The sequence below is a fragment of the Bradyrhizobium iriomotense genome (genome assembly GCF_018130765.1).
GTDB classification, from domain to species: Bacteria; Pseudomonadota; Alphaproteobacteria; order Rhizobiales; family Xanthobacteraceae; genus Bradyrhizobium; species Bradyrhizobium iriomotense_A.
In genome coordinates, this window is record NZ_JAFCJZ010000028.1 from 1 (window position 1) to 17339 (window position 17339).

General features: G+C 65.2%; 13 protein-coding genes. 1 reads left to right on the forward strand and 12 read right to left on the reverse strand.

Annotated elements, in window-relative coordinates; translation table 11 throughout:
• Window positions 1–131: 131 nt before the first annotated feature.
• The 7 genes from JQ635_RS33850 to ltnD all read right to left on the reverse strand — a co-directional run bounded on the left by JQ635_RS33850 (window position 132) and on the right by ltnD (window position 11673).
• Window positions 132–1334, reverse strand: a complete 1203-nt coding sequence (locus tag JQ635_RS33850; RefSeq protein WP_211414108.1) for an efflux RND transporter periplasmic adaptor subunit — start codon at window positions 1332–1334, stop codon at window positions 132–134.
• Window positions 1321–4500: an efflux RND transporter permease subunit gene (locus tag JQ635_RS33855; RefSeq protein WP_211414109.1), complete on the reverse strand. Its 3180-nt coding sequence runs from the start codon at window positions 4498–4500 to the stop codon at window positions 1321–1323. Before JQ635_RS33855 ends, JQ635_RS33850 begins: the two co-directional genes overlap by 14 nt.
• Window positions 4501–4878: 378 nt before the next feature.
• On the reverse strand, window positions 4879–6573 hold the full coding sequence (locus JQ635_RS33860; protein WP_211414110.1) for a methyl-accepting chemotaxis protein: 1695 nt from the start codon (window positions 6571–6573) through the stop codon (window positions 4879–4881).
• A 244-nt stretch (window positions 6574–6817) separates the two neighbouring features.
• The gene (locus JQ635_RS33865; RefSeq protein WP_211414111.1) at window positions 6818–8509 is read right to left on the reverse strand and encodes a methyl-accepting chemotaxis protein; all 1692 of its coding nucleotides are present in this window, start codon (window positions 8507–8509) and stop codon (window positions 6818–6820) included.
• 169 nt (window positions 8510–8678) lie between these two features.
• Window positions 8679–9956 (reverse strand): 3-oxo-tetronate kinase, encoded by a 1278-nt coding sequence (gene otnK, locus JQ635_RS33870; protein WP_211414112.1) that lies wholly within the window; start codon window positions 9954–9956, stop codon window positions 8679–8681.
• On the reverse strand, window positions 9953–10735 hold the full coding sequence (gene otnI, locus JQ635_RS33875; RefSeq protein ID WP_211414113.1) for a 2-oxo-tetronate isomerase: 783 nt from the start codon (window positions 10733–10735) through the stop codon (window positions 9953–9955). The genes otnK and otnI overlap by 4 nt, the downstream gene beginning before the upstream one ends.
• A 14-nt stretch (window positions 10736–10749) precedes the next feature.
• Entirely contained in the window at window positions 10750–11673 is a 924-nt protein-coding gene (gene ltnD, locus JQ635_RS33880; protein ID WP_433996588.1) for an L-threonate dehydrogenase, read from the reverse strand.
• A gap of 100 nt (window positions 11674–11773) precedes the next feature.
• Between ltnD and JQ635_RS33885 the strand changes: the two genes are divergently transcribed.
• On the forward strand, window positions 11774–12460 hold the full coding sequence (locus JQ635_RS33885) for an aldolase (RefSeq protein ID WP_211414115.1): 687 nt from the start codon (window positions 11774–11776) through the stop codon (window positions 12458–12460).
• Between the two features lie 270 nt (window positions 12461–12730).
• On the opposite strand, the gene JQ635_RS33890 is transcribed toward JQ635_RS33885, so the two are convergent.
• From JQ635_RS33890 to JQ635_RS33910, 5 genes are read right to left on the reverse strand one after another with little or no spacing between them, the layout of a single operon-like run.
• The gene (locus JQ635_RS33890; RefSeq protein ID WP_211414116.1) at window positions 12731–13435 is read right to left on the reverse strand and encodes an ABC transporter ATP-binding protein; all 705 of its coding nucleotides are present in this window, start codon (window positions 13433–13435) and stop codon (window positions 12731–12733) included.
• Window positions 13419–14150, reverse strand: coding sequence for an ABC transporter ATP-binding protein (locus JQ635_RS33895; protein ID WP_211414117.1), 732 nt, complete (start codon window positions 14148–14150; stop codon window positions 13419–13421). The genes JQ635_RS33890 and JQ635_RS33895 overlap by 17 nt, the downstream gene beginning before the upstream one ends.
• Window positions 14147–15127, reverse strand: coding sequence for a branched-chain amino acid ABC transporter permease (locus tag JQ635_RS33900; protein WP_211414118.1), 981 nt, complete (start codon window positions 15125–15127; stop codon window positions 14147–14149). Before JQ635_RS33900 ends, JQ635_RS33895 begins: the two co-directional genes overlap by 4 nt.
• Window positions 15127–16005 (reverse strand): branched-chain amino acid ABC transporter permease, encoded by an 879-nt coding sequence (locus JQ635_RS33905; protein WP_211414119.1) that lies wholly within the window; start codon window positions 16003–16005, stop codon window positions 15127–15129. Before JQ635_RS33905 ends, JQ635_RS33900 begins: the two co-directional genes overlap by 1 nt.
• Before the next feature lie 32 nt (window positions 16006–16037).
• Window positions 16038–17282: an ABC transporter substrate-binding protein gene (locus JQ635_RS33910; RefSeq protein WP_211414120.1), complete on the reverse strand. Its 1245-nt coding sequence runs from the start codon at window positions 17280–17282 to the stop codon at window positions 16038–16040.
• Between the last annotated feature and the right edge of the window lie 57 nt (window positions 17283–17339).

Genomic DNA, 17339 nt, shown 5'->3' on the forward strand with positions numbered 1-17339 from the left:
ATCTGGCTCTCCGTGGGTTCGAGTGTGGAAACCCAAACCTATCGGAAAGGCCACGCTCACCGCCCCATGGAATCTACGAGACCTACGCCCGGGGCAATACGAGGCCGGCGTCCGGGGCGCGAGACCGCGCCTTAGCTCTTCGGCGGCTGCTTCTCCGATGCCGTCGCCGGTTTGCCCTTGGCTCCGGCGCCGGTCACGCGCACCTGGTCGCCATCCGAGAGGCCGTCCGGCGGAGCGGTGATGACGCGATCGTCGGGCACAATGCCCGAGGCGAGCTCGATCTCGCGGCCGAGATCGCGGGCGATGGTCACGGTCTTGAACAGCACCTTGTCGTCCGCGCCGACGGTTGCAACGCGCAGACCGCTGCCGTTGAAGATCAGCGCGCTGGCGGGAATGCTGAGCGGCGCGGAGTCGCGCTGGAGGTTCAGCTTCACGCTGGCATAACCACCGGGCATCAGCTCGCCCGAAGAGTTATCCAATCCAAGCTGCATCCGTGTTGTGCCCGAGGCGACGTCGACGGCCTGCGAGGACGCCTCCACCGTCGCCTGAAAAGTCCGGTTCGGGTACTCCGGCAGCGTGATCGTGGCCTTGGCGCCGATCCTGATCGCCGGCACGTAATTCTGGGGCACGTTGACGTAGACGCGCAGCTTGGTGATGTCGGAGATCACGAACATCGCCGGGCCCGAGCCGCCGCCGGCATTGATCAGCGCGCCGACGTCGGTGTCGCGCGCCGTCACCACGCCGTCGAACGGCGCGGTGATCTTCTTGTAGCCGGCCAGCGCTTCCAGCCGCTCGACATTGGCTTTGCCCGAATTGACAGCGGCGTTCTTGTTGGAGAGATCGGCGGTGCGCTCGTCGATCTCCTGCGCGGAGACGAAGTTGGAGGCGACCAGCGTCTTGCGGCGGTTCAGCGTTGCTTCCGACAACCTGGCGCTGGCCTGCTGGCTGGCGAGATCGGCGCGGGCCTGCAACAGCTGCTGGTCGAGGTCCGGCGCCTCGATCTCGGCGATCACCTGCCCGGCCTTGACGCGGGCGCCGATATCGGCACTCCAGCTCTTCAGATAGCCGCTCACGCGGGCGAAGATCGGCGCGCGATAGTAAGCCTCGAGTCGCCCCGGCAGATCGATGGTGGCGCTGAGGGCCTTGGCGTTGGGCTGGGTCACCGCCACGCTGGGAACCGCCTGATCATCGGTCCATTCCTTCAGCTTGGAGCCCTGCTCCTCGCGGGCGCGGATGCCGGTGCCGACGACAAGGCCTGCCGCAATCAGCGCCACCACGCCAAAAATGCCGAGTTTCCGGTGCGACACCGCCGAGCGGGATTCAGTGGGCGACATGCGGAGTCTCCGATGAGGCGGCGGCTTTGGCGCCTTGTTTCTTGTGGACCATGCTGAACACCACGGGAACGAACATCAGCGTGGCGAAGGTTGCAAAGATCAGGCCGCCGATCACGGCGCGGCCGAGCGGCGCGTTCTGCTCGCCGCCCTCGCCCAGCCCCAGTGCCATCGGCGCCATGCCGATGATCATGGCGAGCGCGGTCATCAGCACGGGGCGGAACCGGACGAAGCCGGCTTCCAGCGCCGCGGCGATGGGATCGCCGAGTTCCTCGTAACGCTCGCGCGCAAAGGAGATCACGAGCACGCTGTTGGCGGTGGCAACGCCCATGCACATGATCGCGCCGGTGAGCGCCGGGACCGACAGCGTGGTCTCGGTCGCGAACAGCATCCAGACGATGCCTGCGAGCGCGGCCGGCAGCGCGGTGATGATCACGAACGGGTCGGACCATGACTGGAAGTTCACGACGATCAGGAAGTAGATCAGCACGACGGCCCCGAGCAGGCCGAACAGCAGACCGGTGAAGGCGCTGTTCATGGTCTGCACCTGGCCGAGCAGCACCACGGAGGAGCCCTTCGGAACTTCTTTCGCGGTGTCGGCGATCACCTGGCGGATATCGGCGGCGACCGCGCCGAGATCGCGGCTCGAGGTCGTCGCAAAGATCTGCACCATCGACTGGATGTCGTATTGCGACACCACTGCGCTGGAGGTCGAACGCTTGATGTCGGCGATGCCGCCGAGGATCGGCGACTGCGGGTTGCCGGCGGCCGTGATCGGAAGGGTCTGCAGCGCGCTGAGCGAGTCGATCTGGTATTGCGGCGTTTGCATCACGATCGAATAGGACACGCCGTTATCGGGATTGAGATAGTAGGTCGGCGCGACCTGCGAGGAGCCGGCGAGATTGACCACAAGGCTGTTGGTGACGTCGCGCTCGGTCAGGCCGACATATTGGGCGCGGGTGCGGTCGACATCGATGTTGAAGGTCGGATTGCTCGGCGATTGCTGGATGCGCGCATCGGCCACGCCCGGAATGCGCCGAACCTTCGCCAGCAGATTGTTGGCATAGGCAAAGTTGGCGCTGAGATTGGCGCCGCGGATCTGCAGGTCGATCGGCGCCGGCGCGCCGAAATTCAGGATCTGGCTGACGATGTCGGCCGGCAGGAAGGCGAAGCTGACGCCGGGGAACAGGCGCGGCAGCTGCTCGCGCAGCACCTTCACATGCTCTTCGGTCGGCTTGTGGCCTTCCTTCAGCTTGATCTGGATGTCGCCGTCCTGCGGGCCGATCACGCCGGTGTTGTTGTAGGTCATGTTGATGCCGGAGATCGGCATGCCGATGTTGTCGGTCATGGTCTCGATCTCGCCGGGGATCAGCTTGCGCACCGCCTTCTGCACATCGGCGAGCTGGTTGGCGGTCTCCTCGACGCGGGTGCCTACTTGCGTGCGGACGTGCATCAGGATGTTGCCGGCATCGACCGCGGGGAAGAAGTTGCGCCCGAGGAACGGCACCAGCGCAAAGGACGCGCCGACCACGCAGATGAAGCCGATCACGAACACGGCGCGATGCGCCAGCGCCAGGCCGAGGAAATCGTGGTAGCCGCCGCGAATGCGCTCGAAGCGTTTCTCGAAACCGCGCTGGAACCAGACGAACGGATTGCGCGACTTCGGCGGCTCCCCCTCATGATGGACATGCGCCTTGAGCAGATAGTTCGCCATGGTCGGCACCAGCGTGCGCGACAGGATGAACGACCAGATCATTGCGAACATCACAGCTTCGGCCATCGGCACGAACAAGAAGCGCGCGACGCCGGTGAGGAAGAACATCGGCACGAACACGATGCAGATGCAGAGCAGCGAGACGAAGGCCGGCGTCACGATCTGGTTGGCGCCGTCGAGGATCGACTGCTCGACCGGCTTGCCCTGCTCCAGATGGTAGTTGATGTTCTCGATCGTCACGGTGGCGTCGTCGACGAGGATGCCGACCGCGAGCGCGAGGCCGCCGAGCGTCATGATGTTCAGCGTCTCGCCGATCGCCGACAGCATGATGATGGCGCCGAGAACGGAGAGCGGGATCGAGACCGCGATGATGATGGTCGAGCGCCAGCTGCCGAGGAACAGCAGGATCATGACACTGGTCAGCAGCGCCGCGATCACGCCCTCGAAGGCGACGCCCTCGATCGCCCCGCGGACGAACACCGACTGGTCGCCGATGAAGCCGATCTTCAGGGCGTCCGGGAGCTGGTCCTTGACCTCGATCACCTTCTGCTTGATGCCAGCGATGATGTCGAGCGTCGAGGTCGCGCCCGCCTTCAGCACCATCATCAGCACCGAACGGTTGCCGTCGACATGGACGATGTTGGTCTGCGGCGGATTGCCGTCGCGCACGGTCGCGACGTCGCGCACATAGACCATGGCGCCGTTGACGGTTCTGATCGGCAGATTGCCGAGATCGTCGATCCGCAGCGGCGAGTTGTTGAGCTGGATGTTGTATTCGAACTGGCCGATCTTCTGGGTGCCGACCGGCGTGATCAGGTTCTGGGCTGCCAGCGCATTGGCGACGTCCTGGCCTGATAACCCGCGGGCCTGGAGCGCGGTCGGATCGAGATCGATCTGGACCTGGCGCTGCTTGCCGCCGAACGGATACGGGATCGCCGCGCCGGGCACCGTGACCAGCGGCGTGCGCAGCTGGTTGATGCCGATGTCGGCGAGGTTCTGCTCGGTCAGCCCGTCGCCCGACAGCGCCACCTGGATGATCGGCACGGTCGAGGCGGAGTAGTTCAGGATCAAGGGCGGCGTTGCGCCCGGCGGCATCTGCTTGAGCAGCGTCTGCGAGATCGCGGTGACCTGCGCGTTGGCGGTGCGGATGTCGACGTTCGGCTGGAAGAAGATCTTGATGATGCCGAAGCCGTTATAGGAATTGGCCGTGATGTGCTCGATGTCGTTGACGGTCGTCGTCAGCGCGCGCTGGAACGGCGTGGTGATGCGGCCGGACATCTGGTCCGGCGGCAGGCCGGTGTACTGCCAGACCACGCCGATCACGGGGATGCGGATGTCCGGGAAGATGTCGGTCGGCGTCCGCAGCGCCGCGAGCGGTCCGATGATCAGCAGCAGGAGCGCCAGCACGACAAACGTATAGGGCCGGCTCAGGGCAATACGGACCAGAGCAATCATGCGCCAGGCAATTCCAGGTCAGGCAAGGATACGGAGTCCGCCCCCATGGGGATCCTCTGTCCCCTTTACCCGAGCACCGCCGAACGCGCCAACGCGAAGCGCTGCCGGCCCATTCACTTCCCTGCTACCGCACTGCGGAATTGGCATCGCAGCTATGCGAGGGGAAGCACATCACGGCGTCGTCCTGGCCTAGTGCGCAATTGCGCACGGGGGGCCGGGACCCATAACCACAGGACGTGGTTTGGCGAAGACTCGTCGTTCGGTACTCCTACCGAACGCAATCGATAGATTCCACGGTATGGGTCCCGGCCCCCGTGCGCGATTGCGCACTAGGCCGGGACGACATAGGGGAGGCAGCTGGAGCCCGACGTCGACAGCTTACGCCGCGCGGACGGAGTTGAGGAACTTGCCGACCTCGAGCTTGAGACGGTTGGAGTCGCGTGACAGCATCTGCGCCGCCGACAACACCTGCGAGGACGCCGAGCCGGTCTCGGACGCACCGCGCTGGACGTCACCGACATTCGCCGAAACCTGCTGGGTGCCGTGGGCCGCCTGCTGAACGTTGCGGGCGATCTCCTGGGTGGCCGCACCCTGCTGCTCCACGGCTGCGGCGATTGCTGAAGCGATCTCCGACAGACGCGCGATGGTGCCGCTGATCTCGCCGATGGCGCTGACCGAATCCTGCGTCGCCGCCTGAATGCCGCCGACCTGCTGGCCGATTTCGCCGGTGGCCTTTGCTGTCTGCTCGGCCAGTGCCTTGACCTCGGAAGCGACCACCGCGAAGCCGCGGCCGGCCTCACCCGCACGCGCCGCCTCGATCGTGGCGTTGAGCGCCAACAGGTTGGTCTGGCCCGCGATGGCATTGATGAGCTCGACAACATCGCCGATCCGTGCCGCGGCCCGCGACAGCTCGCTGACACGTTCGGTGGTGGCATGCGCCTGGCTGACGGCCTCGCTCGCGATCCGGGTGGAATCCTGCACCTGGCGGCCGATCTCGCGCACCGAGGACGACATCTCTTCGGCAGCAGAGGCCACCGAATGGACATTGCTGGAGGCGGCCTCCGAGCCGGATGCGACCACCGTGGCCAATTCCTGTGCCCGGCCCGCAGTCGAGGACAGCGTCGAGGCCGACGCCTCGAGCTCGGTCGCGGCCGAGGACACGGTCTCGACGATCTCGCCGATCGCGGCCTCGAAACCGTCGGCGAGCCTGGTCATGTCGGTCTTGCGCTGCGCCTCGGCACGGCGCTGCACCGCCTGCACCTCGTCGCGGCTGAAGCGAATGATGGTCTGCACGGTCTGGAGATTGCGCAGCGCCTCGCCGATCTCGTCATCGCGGTCGATGACGATGCGGTTGTCGAGCTTGTCCTGCACGAGATTGACCAGGGTGTCGTTGAGATGCTGCATCGGCCCCTGGATCGCGCGCATGGTCGCAAAGCCGGCACAGCCGACGATGGCGGCGCCGGCCAGGGACAGCAGTGCCAGAACCAGGCTCGTCGAGCCGCCGGTGGAGAGCGCGCCGCCGATACCGAGCGCCAGCATGAACAGCGCCTGCAGCGCCATCGTCGTGACGAGGCGCGCCTTCAGGGTCCCGGTGAAGATGCTGAAGCGATCGAGCAGCGAGCGGGGGCGGATGATGCCGGCGTCGATGCGATAGCCATGCGGCTTCTTCTCACGGATCGCAGCGTACACCTCTTCGGCGAGCTTGCGCTGGTCGGCGGGCAGCCTGGTGCGGATCGACGTGTAACCCTTGACCTGCCCGTTCTCGCGGATCGGCGAAGCCGTCGCCAGCACCCAGTAGAAGTCGCCGTTCTTGCGCCGGTTCTTCACCGCGCCGAGCCAGGGCTTGCCGGCCTTCAGCGTGTCCCAGAGATTGTCGAACGCCTCCGGCGGCATGTCGGGGTGACGGACGATGTTGTGCGGCTGGCCCATCAGCTCGGCCGACGTGAAGCCGGCGGCGGCGAGGAAGTCCTCGTTGAAATAGGTGAGCTTGCCCTTGAGGTCGGTCCGGGAGACGATCAGCGTCTCGTCGCTAACTGGATATTCGACATCGGTAACGGGAAAATTCTTGCGCATCGGGCCCCCCAGAAGACCGGATTCAATATGAGTTCATTCCCATCAATATTGCCGGCGCATCTTGCGCGCGAACATCTCCGCCAATTCTCGTAAATCGAATTTAACCATCGGTGAAACGGCGCGCCCGTACGATTACGGGTAATCCATCATGATACTACCTGCAGGCGACATCATGCTACCGCCCAAAGAAAAACGGGCGACGCTTGCGGCGCCGCCCGTTCGTCGATGAGTCCGGCGTCGCGGCTTACGCCGCGCGGACGTTGGTCAGGAACTTGCTGACCTCGGTCCTGAGCCTGTTCGAGTCGTTCGACAGCATCTGCGCCGCCGACAACACCTGCGAGGAGGCGGTGCCGGTCTCGGTCGCACCGCGCTGCACGTCGGTGATGTTCGAGGAGACCTGCTGGGTGCCCTGCGCGGCCTGCTGCACGTTGCGGGCGATCTCCTGGGTGGCCGCGCCCTGCTCTTCCACGGCCGCAGCGATCGCCGAGGAGATTTCCGACAGGCGCTCGATGGTCGAGGAGATCTCCTTGATCGCGCCGACCGAATCGTTGGTCGCCGACTGAATGCCGGAGATCTGCTGACCGATCTCGCCGGTCGCCTTCGCGGTCTGCTCGGCAAGCGCCTTCACCTCGGAGGCGACCACGGCAAAGCCGCGGCCGGCCTCGCCTGCGCGCGCCGCTTCGATCGTGGCGTTCAAAGCCAGCAGGTTGGTCTGGCCGGCGATGGTGTTGATCAGTTCGACGACGTCGCCGATGCGGGAGGCCGCCTTCGAGAGTTCGCTGACACGCTCGGTCGTCGCACGGGCCTGGCCGACGGCGTCGCCCGCCATCCGCGCCGATTCCTGTACCTGGCGGCTGATCTCACCGACGGACGAGGCCATCTCCTCGGTGGCCGAGGCCACCGACTGCACGTTGGTCGAGGCCTCCTCCGACGCGCCGGCAACCGTGGTGGCCAGCCGCTGCGAGCGGTCGGCAGTCGAGGTCAGCGTCGAGGCGGAAGCCTCGAGCTGGGTCGAGGCCGACGACACCGTCTGGACGATCTCGCCGATCATCGTTTCGAATTCGCGGGTGATGTTGTCGACGCGGCGGCCGCGTTCGATCTTGGCCTCCGCGTCGGCCGCGGCAGCTTCGTCGGCGGCCTTCTTGGCGATCAGCGCCTCCTTGAAGATCTGAAGCACATCGGCCATAGCGCCGATCTCGGTCTTCTCGCCCCGGTGCGGAACTTCAGCGGTCAGGTCTCCCTTGCCCAGCGCCTGCATCGGCAGGGTGATGGAGTTGATGCCGCTCGAGACGTCGTGGACGAGATAGAAGCCGACACCGACGCCGACGATGATGGCGGCGCCGAGAATGACCGAGACCAGCATGAACGCGAAGGAATAGCTGTTGTCTGCGTCCCGAGCGGCCTGATCGCCCCCCCTGGTGTTGAGATCGATGTCCTTGCGCAGAACTTCGTCGGACTGGATGCCGATCCTGTTGGCGGTCTTGACGTTCAGCTCATGCGCCTCGTGCGGGATCTTGCCAACCTCTTTGCGCGACAACGCAAAGACCTCGTCCGCGCTCTTCTTGTAGTCGTTCCACAGCTTGGACCATTCGGTGTAGAGCGCCCGCTCCTCCGGTGAGGTGATCATGGGCTCGTAGCTCTGGCGGGCCTTGGCCAGCGTCTCGCCGGTGGTGACCGCAGTCTTTTCCATCGCGAGCTTTTCTTCCATGGTCTCGGCCAGCATGTGCTCGCGGACCACGCTGCGATAGGTGATGACGCTGGCCCGGAGTTCGCCCAGCACCCGCACGCTCGGCATCCAGCTCGTGGTGATGTCGACCGTGTTGGCGTTCATCGACCGCATTTTCATGACAGCGAGCAGGCCCATGCCGGCCATCGCGACCAGCAGGAACGCCACGACACTGATGATCTTGGCGCGGATGGAAATGGTGGCGAGCATTATCGGGTCTCTTGTGCTGGCGCGGCGGCGCGTCCGGAAGTTTTACGAATCAACCAAAGGGAGCAGCACCGACATCCGACACCAGAGCACCTGAGCAGATGTTAACTACGACTCCGTACGAGTACGGAAGCCCGAAACAAATGAACAGGCAGCTAAGAATGCTCTGCGCTCAGCGCATGAGCCTAAGCGCGTCCGAGAAGAACTCCGCACCGCCGAAATTTCCGGACTTCAGAGCGAGCAACATCTCGCCTGCATCTGCGCCGACCGCGCGCAGCACCGGGACTCCCGCGGCGATTTCCACTCCTACGAGAAATCCGGGAATCCTCAACCGATCGACCACGGCGCCGGATGTCTCGCCGCCGGCGACGATCAAGCGCCGGACTCCGGCCTGCACCAGCCCCTCGGCGATGTCGGCCATGGCCTGCTCGATGGCGTGGCCAGCGGCATCGCGGCCGTGGCGGGCCTGAACCGCGGCAACGGCCTCCGGCGTCGCGCTCGAAGCGATCAGCATCGGACCATCCGCCAGCCGCGGTCGGGCCCAGGCGAGAGCGCGCTGCGCTTCGCCAGTCCCCGCAACGATCTGCTCGGGATCGAGATGCAACACCGGCATGACACGCTCGGCATTCGCGATCTGCTGAAGCGTCGCCTGCGAACAGCTTCCGGCAAGACACGCCACCGATCCGCCGACCGCGGCGCCGGCTTCATTGCTCGCCGCAGCCGACTTGACCTTGCCGGTCGAAACCAGCGCCCGCGCCAGCCCAAGGCCGATGCCGGAGGCGCCGACCGACAAGCGATGTTCAGCAGCGACGAGACCGATGGTCTCGAGATCACGGTCGAAGACAGCGTCGATGATCGCAGCGCCAATGCCCTTGGCGGCGAGCTCGGCCAGGCGCGCCCGCACGGCGTCCGCGCCGCGCGTGACGGTCGCGAGATCGACGAGGCCGATCTGCGTCTTGCTCTGGCGCGCCAGCACGCGCACCAGGTTGGAATCGTGCATCGGGTTGAGCGGATGGTCCTTCAGCGGGCTTTCGTTCAACGGCACCGCGCCGACGAAGAGGTTGCCCTGATAGACGGTGCGGCCGGTCTCCGGGAAGGCCGGCGTCACCAGCACGGCATTTTCGCCGCAATCGGAACGCAGCGCGTCCATGACAGGGCCGATATTGCCGGCGTCCGTGGAATCGAAGGTCGAGCAGATCTTGAACAGCACATGGCTCGCGCCGCGGCCGCGCAGCCATTTGTCCGCTGCGCGCGAGCGCGATACCGCAAGGCCGGCCTCGATCGATCGGCTCTTCAAGGACACCACGACAGCATCGACCTCGGGGAGCGCGAGATCGTCCGAGGGCACGCCGATGGTCTGCACGGTGCGCAGGCCCGCCCGCGTCAGCGTGTTGGCGAGATCGGAGGCGCCGGTGTAGTCGTCGGCGATGCAGCCCAATGCAAGTGTCACGGCTTCACTCCCGCATAGGGCTTGAACCAGGCAAGGCCGTCAGTGGTCTTGCCGCGTGGATTGTATTCGCAGCCGACGAACCCGGCATAGCCGAGCCGGTCGAGCTCATCGAACAGGAACGGATAGTTCAGCTCCTCCCCGTCGGGCTCGTTGCGCGAGGGAATGCTGGCGATCTGGATGTGGCCGATGATCGGCATCATCTCGCGCAGGCGCATGGTGACGTCGCCATGGATGATCTGGCAGTGATAGATGTCGAACTGGAGTTTCAGGTTCGGCAGCCGCAGCTCCTGGATCAGGTCGCGCGCGAAGCCGAAATCGTTAAGGAAATAGCCGGGCACGTTGCGGGCATTGATCGGCTCGAGCACGATGTCGATGCCATGCGGTGCGAAGAATTCCGCGGCCCACGCCACCGATTTGTAGAACGCCTCGATCGCGACGCGCTCGCCGCGGTTGGCAATGCCGGCCATCAAATGCAGCCGCTTGACGCCGGTTGCCTTGGCATAGGGCAGCGCGGTCTCGAGGCTCGCCTTGAGATCATTGAACCGTGCGGGCAACGCCGCAAAACCCTTCTCGCCGGCATTCCAGTCGCCCGGCGGCAGGTTGAACAGCGCCTGGGTCAGGCCGTTGCGCTTGAGACGCTCGCCGACGGCCTCGACCGGATGCTCGTAGGGAAAGAGAAACTCGACGGCCGTGAAGCCCGCCTGGGCTGCGGCATCGAAGCGGTCGAGGAATGGCACCTCGGTGAACATCATCGAGAGGTTGGCGGCGAAACGGGGCATTGCAGATCCTCTTGTTACTTGTCGCCCGGCAGCTTCACGCCGGTGACCTGCGCATACATGCGCGCGACCGACGCGTCGTCATCACGGCCCATGCCGGCGGCAGCCGTCATCAGGAACATCTGAAGGGCGGCGGCCGAGACCGGCACCGGGAATCGGGCGCTGCGCGCCATGTCCTGGATGATACCGAGGTCCTTGACGAAGATCTCGACGGCGCTGCGCGGCGTGTAGTCGCCGTCGAGCACATGCGGCATGCGGTTCTCGAACATCCAGGAATTGCCGGCCGAGGCGGTGATCACCTCATAGACCTTGCGGATGTCGAGGCCCTGCTTGGCCGCAAACGCCATCGCTTCGCTCGCGGCGGCGATGTGCACGCCGGCCAGCAATTGGTTGATCATCTTGAAGGCGGCGCCCTGCCCGGCGGCATCACCAAGCTCGTAGAGCTTTGCCGCCATGGCATCGAGCGCCGGCCGTGCCTTTGCAAAGGCAGCCGGGCTGCCGGAAGCAAGAATCGTGAGTTCGCCCTGCGCAGCGCGCTGCGCGCCGCCGGAGATCGGCGCATCCAGATAATGCCGGCCGGTCGCCTCCAGCTGTTTTGCGAGGCGCCGCGCCACGTCCGGGTCCATGGTGGCGGAGGATATGAAGACGCTGTCCTTCGGCATGGTCTCGGCAGCGCCATCCTTGCCGAACAGGATCGCCTCGGTCTGGGCGGCATTGACAACGACGCTGACGACGATGTCGGCCCCCTTGGCCGCTTCGGCCGGCGTTTTGGCGCCTGCGCCGCCGTCCTTCACGAACCGCGCCACCGCATCAGCCGAGACGTCGCAGCCGGTGACGGCATGGCCGGCGCGCTTCAGCGAGGTCGCCATGCCAAACCCCATCGAGCCGAGCCCGACGACGGCGATACGCTGATTTTGTGACGTGGAGGCGGACATATGCAACTGATCCTTGCGAACGTTTCCCGAATAGCCGCCCTTTGCGGCAGCTTGGCAACCGAATAACACGGCTTGGCCGCGCTGCCAAAGCGTGAGACAAGCGGGCATGACGGCCATGAGAACTGAAACGAGCAACGAGACAAGGCTGCGTGAGGATATCTGCCGCTTTGGACGGTCCCTGTTCGAGCGCGGGCTGACGCCGGGATCCTCCGGCAATATCAGCGTCAGGCTGGACGGCGGCGGCTGGCTGGTGACGCCGACCAACGCCTCGCTCGGCTTCCTCGATCCGGCAAAGCTGTCGCAGCTGGACGAAACCGGCCGGCTGATCTCGGGCAATGCCCCGACCAAGGAAGTTCCGCTCCACACCGCGCTCTACGACACGCGCGGCAGCGCGCGCGCGATCGTGCATCTGCATTCGACCCATTCGGTCGCGCTCTCGATGCTCCCTGAGGTTGACCCGCGCGCCGCGCTGCCGCCGATGACGGCCTATTACCTGATGAAGTGCGGTGCCACCGCGCTCGTGCCCTATTACCGCCCCGGTGACCCTGCGGTCGCGGATGCGATCAAGGGCCTGGCGGGGAAATATTCATCCGTGCTGCTCGCCAATCACGGCCCGGTCGTCGCCGGCGACACGCTGGAAGCCGCGGTGTTCGCCACGGAAGAGCTGGAGGAGACGGCCAAGCTGTACCTGCTGCTGCGCGGGATGAACCCGCGGTATTTGTCACCGGAACAGGTGAAGGATCTGGTGAAGGTGTTTGGCGTGACGCTGCCGGAGCATGGGCACGGGCATTAGTGGCGCGCGGTCATAGGCGGGCTAACGTCGCCTCACCCACCGCTGTCATTCCCCGCGAAGGCGGGGAATCCGGTACGCCGCGGCTTATCCGTATCTCTCTGGCTTCTGGGAGTACTGGATCGCCCGATTCAAGTCGGGCGATGACACCGATTGTGTGGACACTGCACACACATCACGAAAGGATCGTAGCCCGCATGAGCGCAGCGACATGCGGGACCACCTGCCCCGGATATCGCTTCGCTCATCCGGGCTACGACAGTGTGCGGGCCGCTACAGCCCCAGATACGCCTTGCGCACGTCCGGATTGCCCCTGATCTCGGCTGCCGGGCCCTGCATCAGCACGCGGCCGGTCTGCAGGATGTAGGCGCGGTCGGCGATCTCGAGGCACTCGGCCATGCGCTGCTCGACGATCAGCACGGTCATGCCGGCGTCGCGGATGCGCTTCACCGCTTGGAAGATCTCGTCCACCAGCTTCGGCATGATTCCTTGCGAGGGCTCATCCAGCATAAGAAGCCGCGGGCGCGTCATCAACGCGCGGCCGATCGCGAGCATCTGCTGCTCGCCGCCGGAGAGCGTCTCGGCGCGCTGCTCCAAACGTTCCTGGAGACGCGGGAACAGCGTGAAGACGAGATCGAGCGGCCCCTCGCGATTCGCATCACCGCGGTAGAGATAGCTGCCGAGACGAAGATTGTCGCGCACGGACAGGCGCGGGAACAGGCGGCGGTTCTCCGGCACATAGGCGATGCCTGTTGCGGTGATGTGATGCTGCGCCATGCCGTCGAGGCGCTTGCCGTCGAACGTCACCGTACCCGAGCGCGGGCGCTCGGCGCCGGCGATGGATTTCAGCAGCGTCGACTTGCCCGCACCGTTGGCGCCGGCGACGCAGACGATCTCGCCCTTCTCGACATTGATCGAGACCGCGGAGATCGCGACCAGACCCTGATAGGCGGTCGTGACTTCATGCACCGACAGCATGACGATCTCCCAGATAGGCCGTGATCACCTTGGGATCACGAACGACGTCCGCAGGCTTGCCTTCGACCAGCACCTTGCCGAGGTCGAGCACGATGGCGCGGTCGACCAGCGGCATCACGATTTCCATGACGTGTTCGACCATCAGCACGGTGACGCCGGTCTCGCGCACCTTGCGCACCAGCGCCACGCCGGTCTGCGCCTCGGTGGGCGTGAGGCCGGTGAGGACTTCGTCGAGCAGCAACAGTTTCGGTTCGGTCGCGAGCGCACGCGCGACTTCGAGGCGACGCTTCTCGGCCGGCACGAGGTCGCTCGCGAGCACGTCGGCGCGCGCAGCAAGGCCGGTGAATTCCAGCACCTCATGCGCCTTGCGGCGAGCCTCGCGCATCACGGTGTTGCGCACCAGAGCGCCGACGATGACGTTGTCGATGACCGTCATGGTCTCGAAGCTCTTGACCACCTGGAAGGTGCGCCCGATCCCGCGCTGGCAGCGCGCGGCCGCCGGCAGATTGGTGACATCCTCGCCGTCGAAGATGATCGAGCCCTGGGTCGGCGGCAACACGCCGGCGATCAGGTTGAACAGCGTCGACTTTCCGGCGCCGTTCGGGCCGATCAGGCCGACGATCTCGCCGCGCCCGACCGAGATCGAGACGTCGCTGTTGGCGATCAGGCCGCCGAAGCGCTGCCAGACGCCGCGGGTTTCCAGGAGCGCGGTCATCGCGTGGCCTCCTTGCGCCGGCGCGAGAACAGGCCGACCAGACCTTCCGGCCGCGCGAGCGCGATCAGGACGATCAGCGCGCCGTAGACGATGAGGTCGACGCCGCGGCCGGAGCCGCCGATATAGGACCGCGTCAGCTCGGTGATCGGGATCAGGATGACGGCGCCGAGCAGCGGCCCCCACAGCGTGCCGATGCCGCCCAGCACTGCCGGCAACGCCATCAAGAGCGAGAACTGGAAGCCCATGACGCTTCCGGGATCGATGTAGGAAACGAACTGCGCATAGAAGCTGCCGCCGACGGCGACCAGGAAGGCGGAGACCGCCGCCGCGCCCATCTTCGAGTTGAACACGACGACGCCGAGGCTCTCGGCCGCCTGCGGATTGTCCTTCACCGCGCGCCACCAATAGCCCCATTTGGAATCTTCCAGCCACCAGGTGACGAACCAGGCGACGCAGGCGAGCACCAGCGCGAAGTAGAAGTATGGCAGTTTCGAGCGCGTGAACTGGAATTTCAGCCAGCTGTCGCCGCGCACGGGAATGTCGATGCCGAGGGCCGCGCCCGCCCAATCCCAGTTCTGGATCAGCAGCAACCCGATCTCGGCGATCACGATGGTGGCGATCGCAAAGTAGTGGCCGCCGAGGCGGAAGCAGGGATAGCCCAGCGCCATCGCGATTGCGGCCGAGATCAGCCCGCCGGCGATCATGCCGAACCAGGGCAGCACGCCGAACTTGGTGAACAGCAGCGCGGTGGTGTAGGCACCGAGCCCGAAATACAGCGCGTGTCCGAGCGAGATCTGCCCGCAATAGCCGGACAGGATGTTCCAGCTCTGCGACAACGCCGCGTACATCAGCGTCAGCACCATGATGTTCTGGACGTAGACGTCCTTGACGAACAGCGGCACGATCGCGGCGACGGCCGCGAGACCGGCGGCGGTGATGAGGTCGCGGCGGCGCCGCTCGACGAATTGCTTGTCCATCACATCGACCCGAACAGGCCACGCGGCCGAATGAACACGACGAGCAGATAGACCGCGTAGATGCCGACCGACTTCAACGATGGCGGCAGGATCAACGCAGTGGTGGCCTCGACCAGGCCGACGACGATGCCGCCGGCAAAGGCGCCGAACACGCTGCCGAAGCCGCCGAGCGCCACCGTGACATAGGCGATCAGCGCGAAGGACGCGCCGACGTCGGGATAGATGTAGAAGAAAGTCGCCATGATGGCGCCGGCAAGCCCGACCAGCGCGCCGCCGAGGCCCCAGCCGAGCGCGAACACGCGGTTCTTGTCGATGCCGACGAGGGCCACTGCGCCGGGATCCTCTCGCGTCGCTTCCAGCGCGCGGCCGAAATCGGTGCGGTTGATGAAGAGATAGAGTCCACCGAACGCGGCGATTGCGACCAGCGCGCCGAACAGCTGCGGCTGCGGCAGGTAGATCCCGGCGACGGATACCGTCTTGCCGCCGAGCCATGAGTTGGGGACGCTGCGATAGTCGGCCGTGAAGAACAGCTGCGCCAGGCCGCGCATCACGATCGCGAGGCCGAAGGTCGCGAAGATCTGCACCATGCCGACATTGGCCTTGGCCCGCATCGCAAACCGCACGATCACGAGATAGACCGCCGCCCCCAGAACAAACAGGGCGGCGGCGGCCAGCGGCGCCGACAGCAGTGGATCGATCGCGAAGAACGTGAACAGGAAGAATGTCACGTACATCGCCAGCATCAGGAATTCGCCATGGGCGAAGTTGACGACGTCCATCAGGCCAAAGATCAAGGCCAGGCCGACGGCGATCAGTCCGTAAAGCAGCCCCATCAGCAGGCCGCTCGCAAGACTCTGGATAATCGTTTCAGCTGTCACGTCGTTTCGTCCCCCGCCCGCAACCTGATCGCTTACTTCATCGGCCAGATTGGATCAGCCACCGCCGCCTGCGACGGGAAGATGGTGACGAACTTTCCGCCGACATATTGCAGCAGGACCGGATCGGCATCGTTGTTCTGGCCCGACTCGTCGAACTTGACGCGCTTCCAGGGCATGATGGTCTGCTCGCCGGGCATTTCGGTCGCGGCCAGCGCGTCACGGATCTTCTCGCCGTCGGTCGATTTGGCGCGGTTGATGGCGTCCGCCATGATGATCATGGCCATGAACTGCCGCGACGTGTTGTCGTTGAGGTCCTTGCCCGACTTCGCCTTGAACAGATCGTTGATCTTGCCGACCATCGGCCGCTTGGCGGCGAGATCGAGCGAGAAGCTGCCGCGGGTGATCGCCCCCTCGAGCTTGTCGCCAACCGCGTCGTAGAGCGCTTTCTCGGAGAAGCCGGCCGCCTGGGCCACGATCGCGTTCGGCTTGTAACCGAGCTCGGCCATGGTCTTGACCAGCAGGATGCCGTCCGTGGTGTAGCTCGACGGCATCAGCACGTCGGCATTGGCAGCCTTGAGCTGCTGCACCTCGGCCGACAGCGACGGCGAGTTGGCGCGGTACTTGATGTCGGCGACGATCTTGTAGCCGCGCTCGGTTGCGAGCTTGGTCTGGGCGTTGGCGGAGTCGGTGCCGAAGATGGTGTCTTCGTGGAACAGCGCCAGCGTCTGGGCCTTGGCGCCCTTCTTCTTCATCGCATCGAGGAAGTCGAACATCCCGGCCGAGAACATCTCGTCATGCGGCGAGGCGCGGAAATAATACTTCAGACCGCGGCGATGCAGGCTCGGGGAGGAGTTGTCCGCCGACATGAACGGAATCTGATAGCGTTCGCAGATCTGGCTGATCGTGACTGCGACCGCGCTTTGATAGGAACCGAGGATGGCGGAGACCTTTTCCTGCGTGATCAGTCGCTCGGCTTCGGCGCGCCCCTTTTGCGGGTCGCCCTGGGTGTCGGCATAGACGATACGGATCTTGGCGCCGCCGAGGCCCGGCAAGCCGACGCCCTTTGCCAGCGGAAGCTCGAAGTCCTGGTCGTTGTTGATGATGTCGATCGCGGTTTCGAACGCGCGCTGCGCATCGACACCCACCTGCGCGCCGGAGCCCGACAGCGGATAGGTCGCGCCAATCACCACCTCCGACGTTTGCGCGCGCGCAGCTAGCGGCAGCAGCGCAGCAGCGGCGGTGGCTCCGAGCAGTACGTCGCGGCGAGAGATCGTCATTGGCAAAGTCCCCTGTTATCCGAATTTTGCGCGTATCGAATGAAGCGATTGGCAGAT

Excerpts from the sequence above, each read along its gene's own strand:
- JQ635_RS33850 (WP_211414108.1), bottom strand. The coding sequence starts at position 1,334 with ATGTCGCCCACTGAATCCCGCTCGGCGGTGTCGCACCGGAAACTCGGC.
- JQ635_RS33865 (WP_211414111.1), bottom strand. The coding sequence starts at position 8,509 with ATGCTCGCCACCATTTCCATCCGCGCCAAGATCATCAGTGTCGTGGCG.
- JQ635_RS33855 (WP_211414109.1), bottom strand. The coding sequence starts at position 4,500 with ATGATTGCTCTGGTCCGTATTGCCCTGAGCCGGCCCTATACGTTTGTC.
- JQ635_RS33910 (WP_211414120.1), bottom strand. The coding sequence starts at position 17,282 with ATGACGATCTCTCGCCGCGACGTACTGCTCGGAGCCACCGCCGCTGCT.
- JQ635_RS33890 (WP_211414116.1), bottom strand. The coding sequence starts at position 13,435 with ATGCTGTCGGTGCATGAAGTCACGACCGCCTATCAGGGTCTGGTCGCG.
- JQ635_RS33900 (WP_211414118.1), bottom strand. The coding sequence starts at position 15,127 with ATGGACAAGCAATTCGTCGAGCGGCGCCGCCGCGACCTCATCACCGCC.
- JQ635_RS33895 (WP_211414117.1), bottom strand. The coding sequence starts at position 14,150 with ATGACCGCGCTCCTGGAAACCCGCGGCGTCTGGCAGCGCTTCGGCGGC.
- JQ635_RS33885 (WP_211414115.1), top strand. The coding sequence starts at position 11,774 with ATGACGGCCATGAGAACTGAAACGAGCAACGAGACAAGGCTGCGTGAG.
- otnI (WP_211414113.1), bottom strand. The coding sequence starts at position 10,735 with ATGCCCCGTTTCGCCGCCAACCTCTCGATGATGTTCACCGAGGTGCCA.
- JQ635_RS33860 (WP_211414110.1), bottom strand. The coding sequence starts at position 6,573 with ATGCGCAAGAATTTTCCCGTTACCGATGTCGAATATCCAGTTAGCGAC.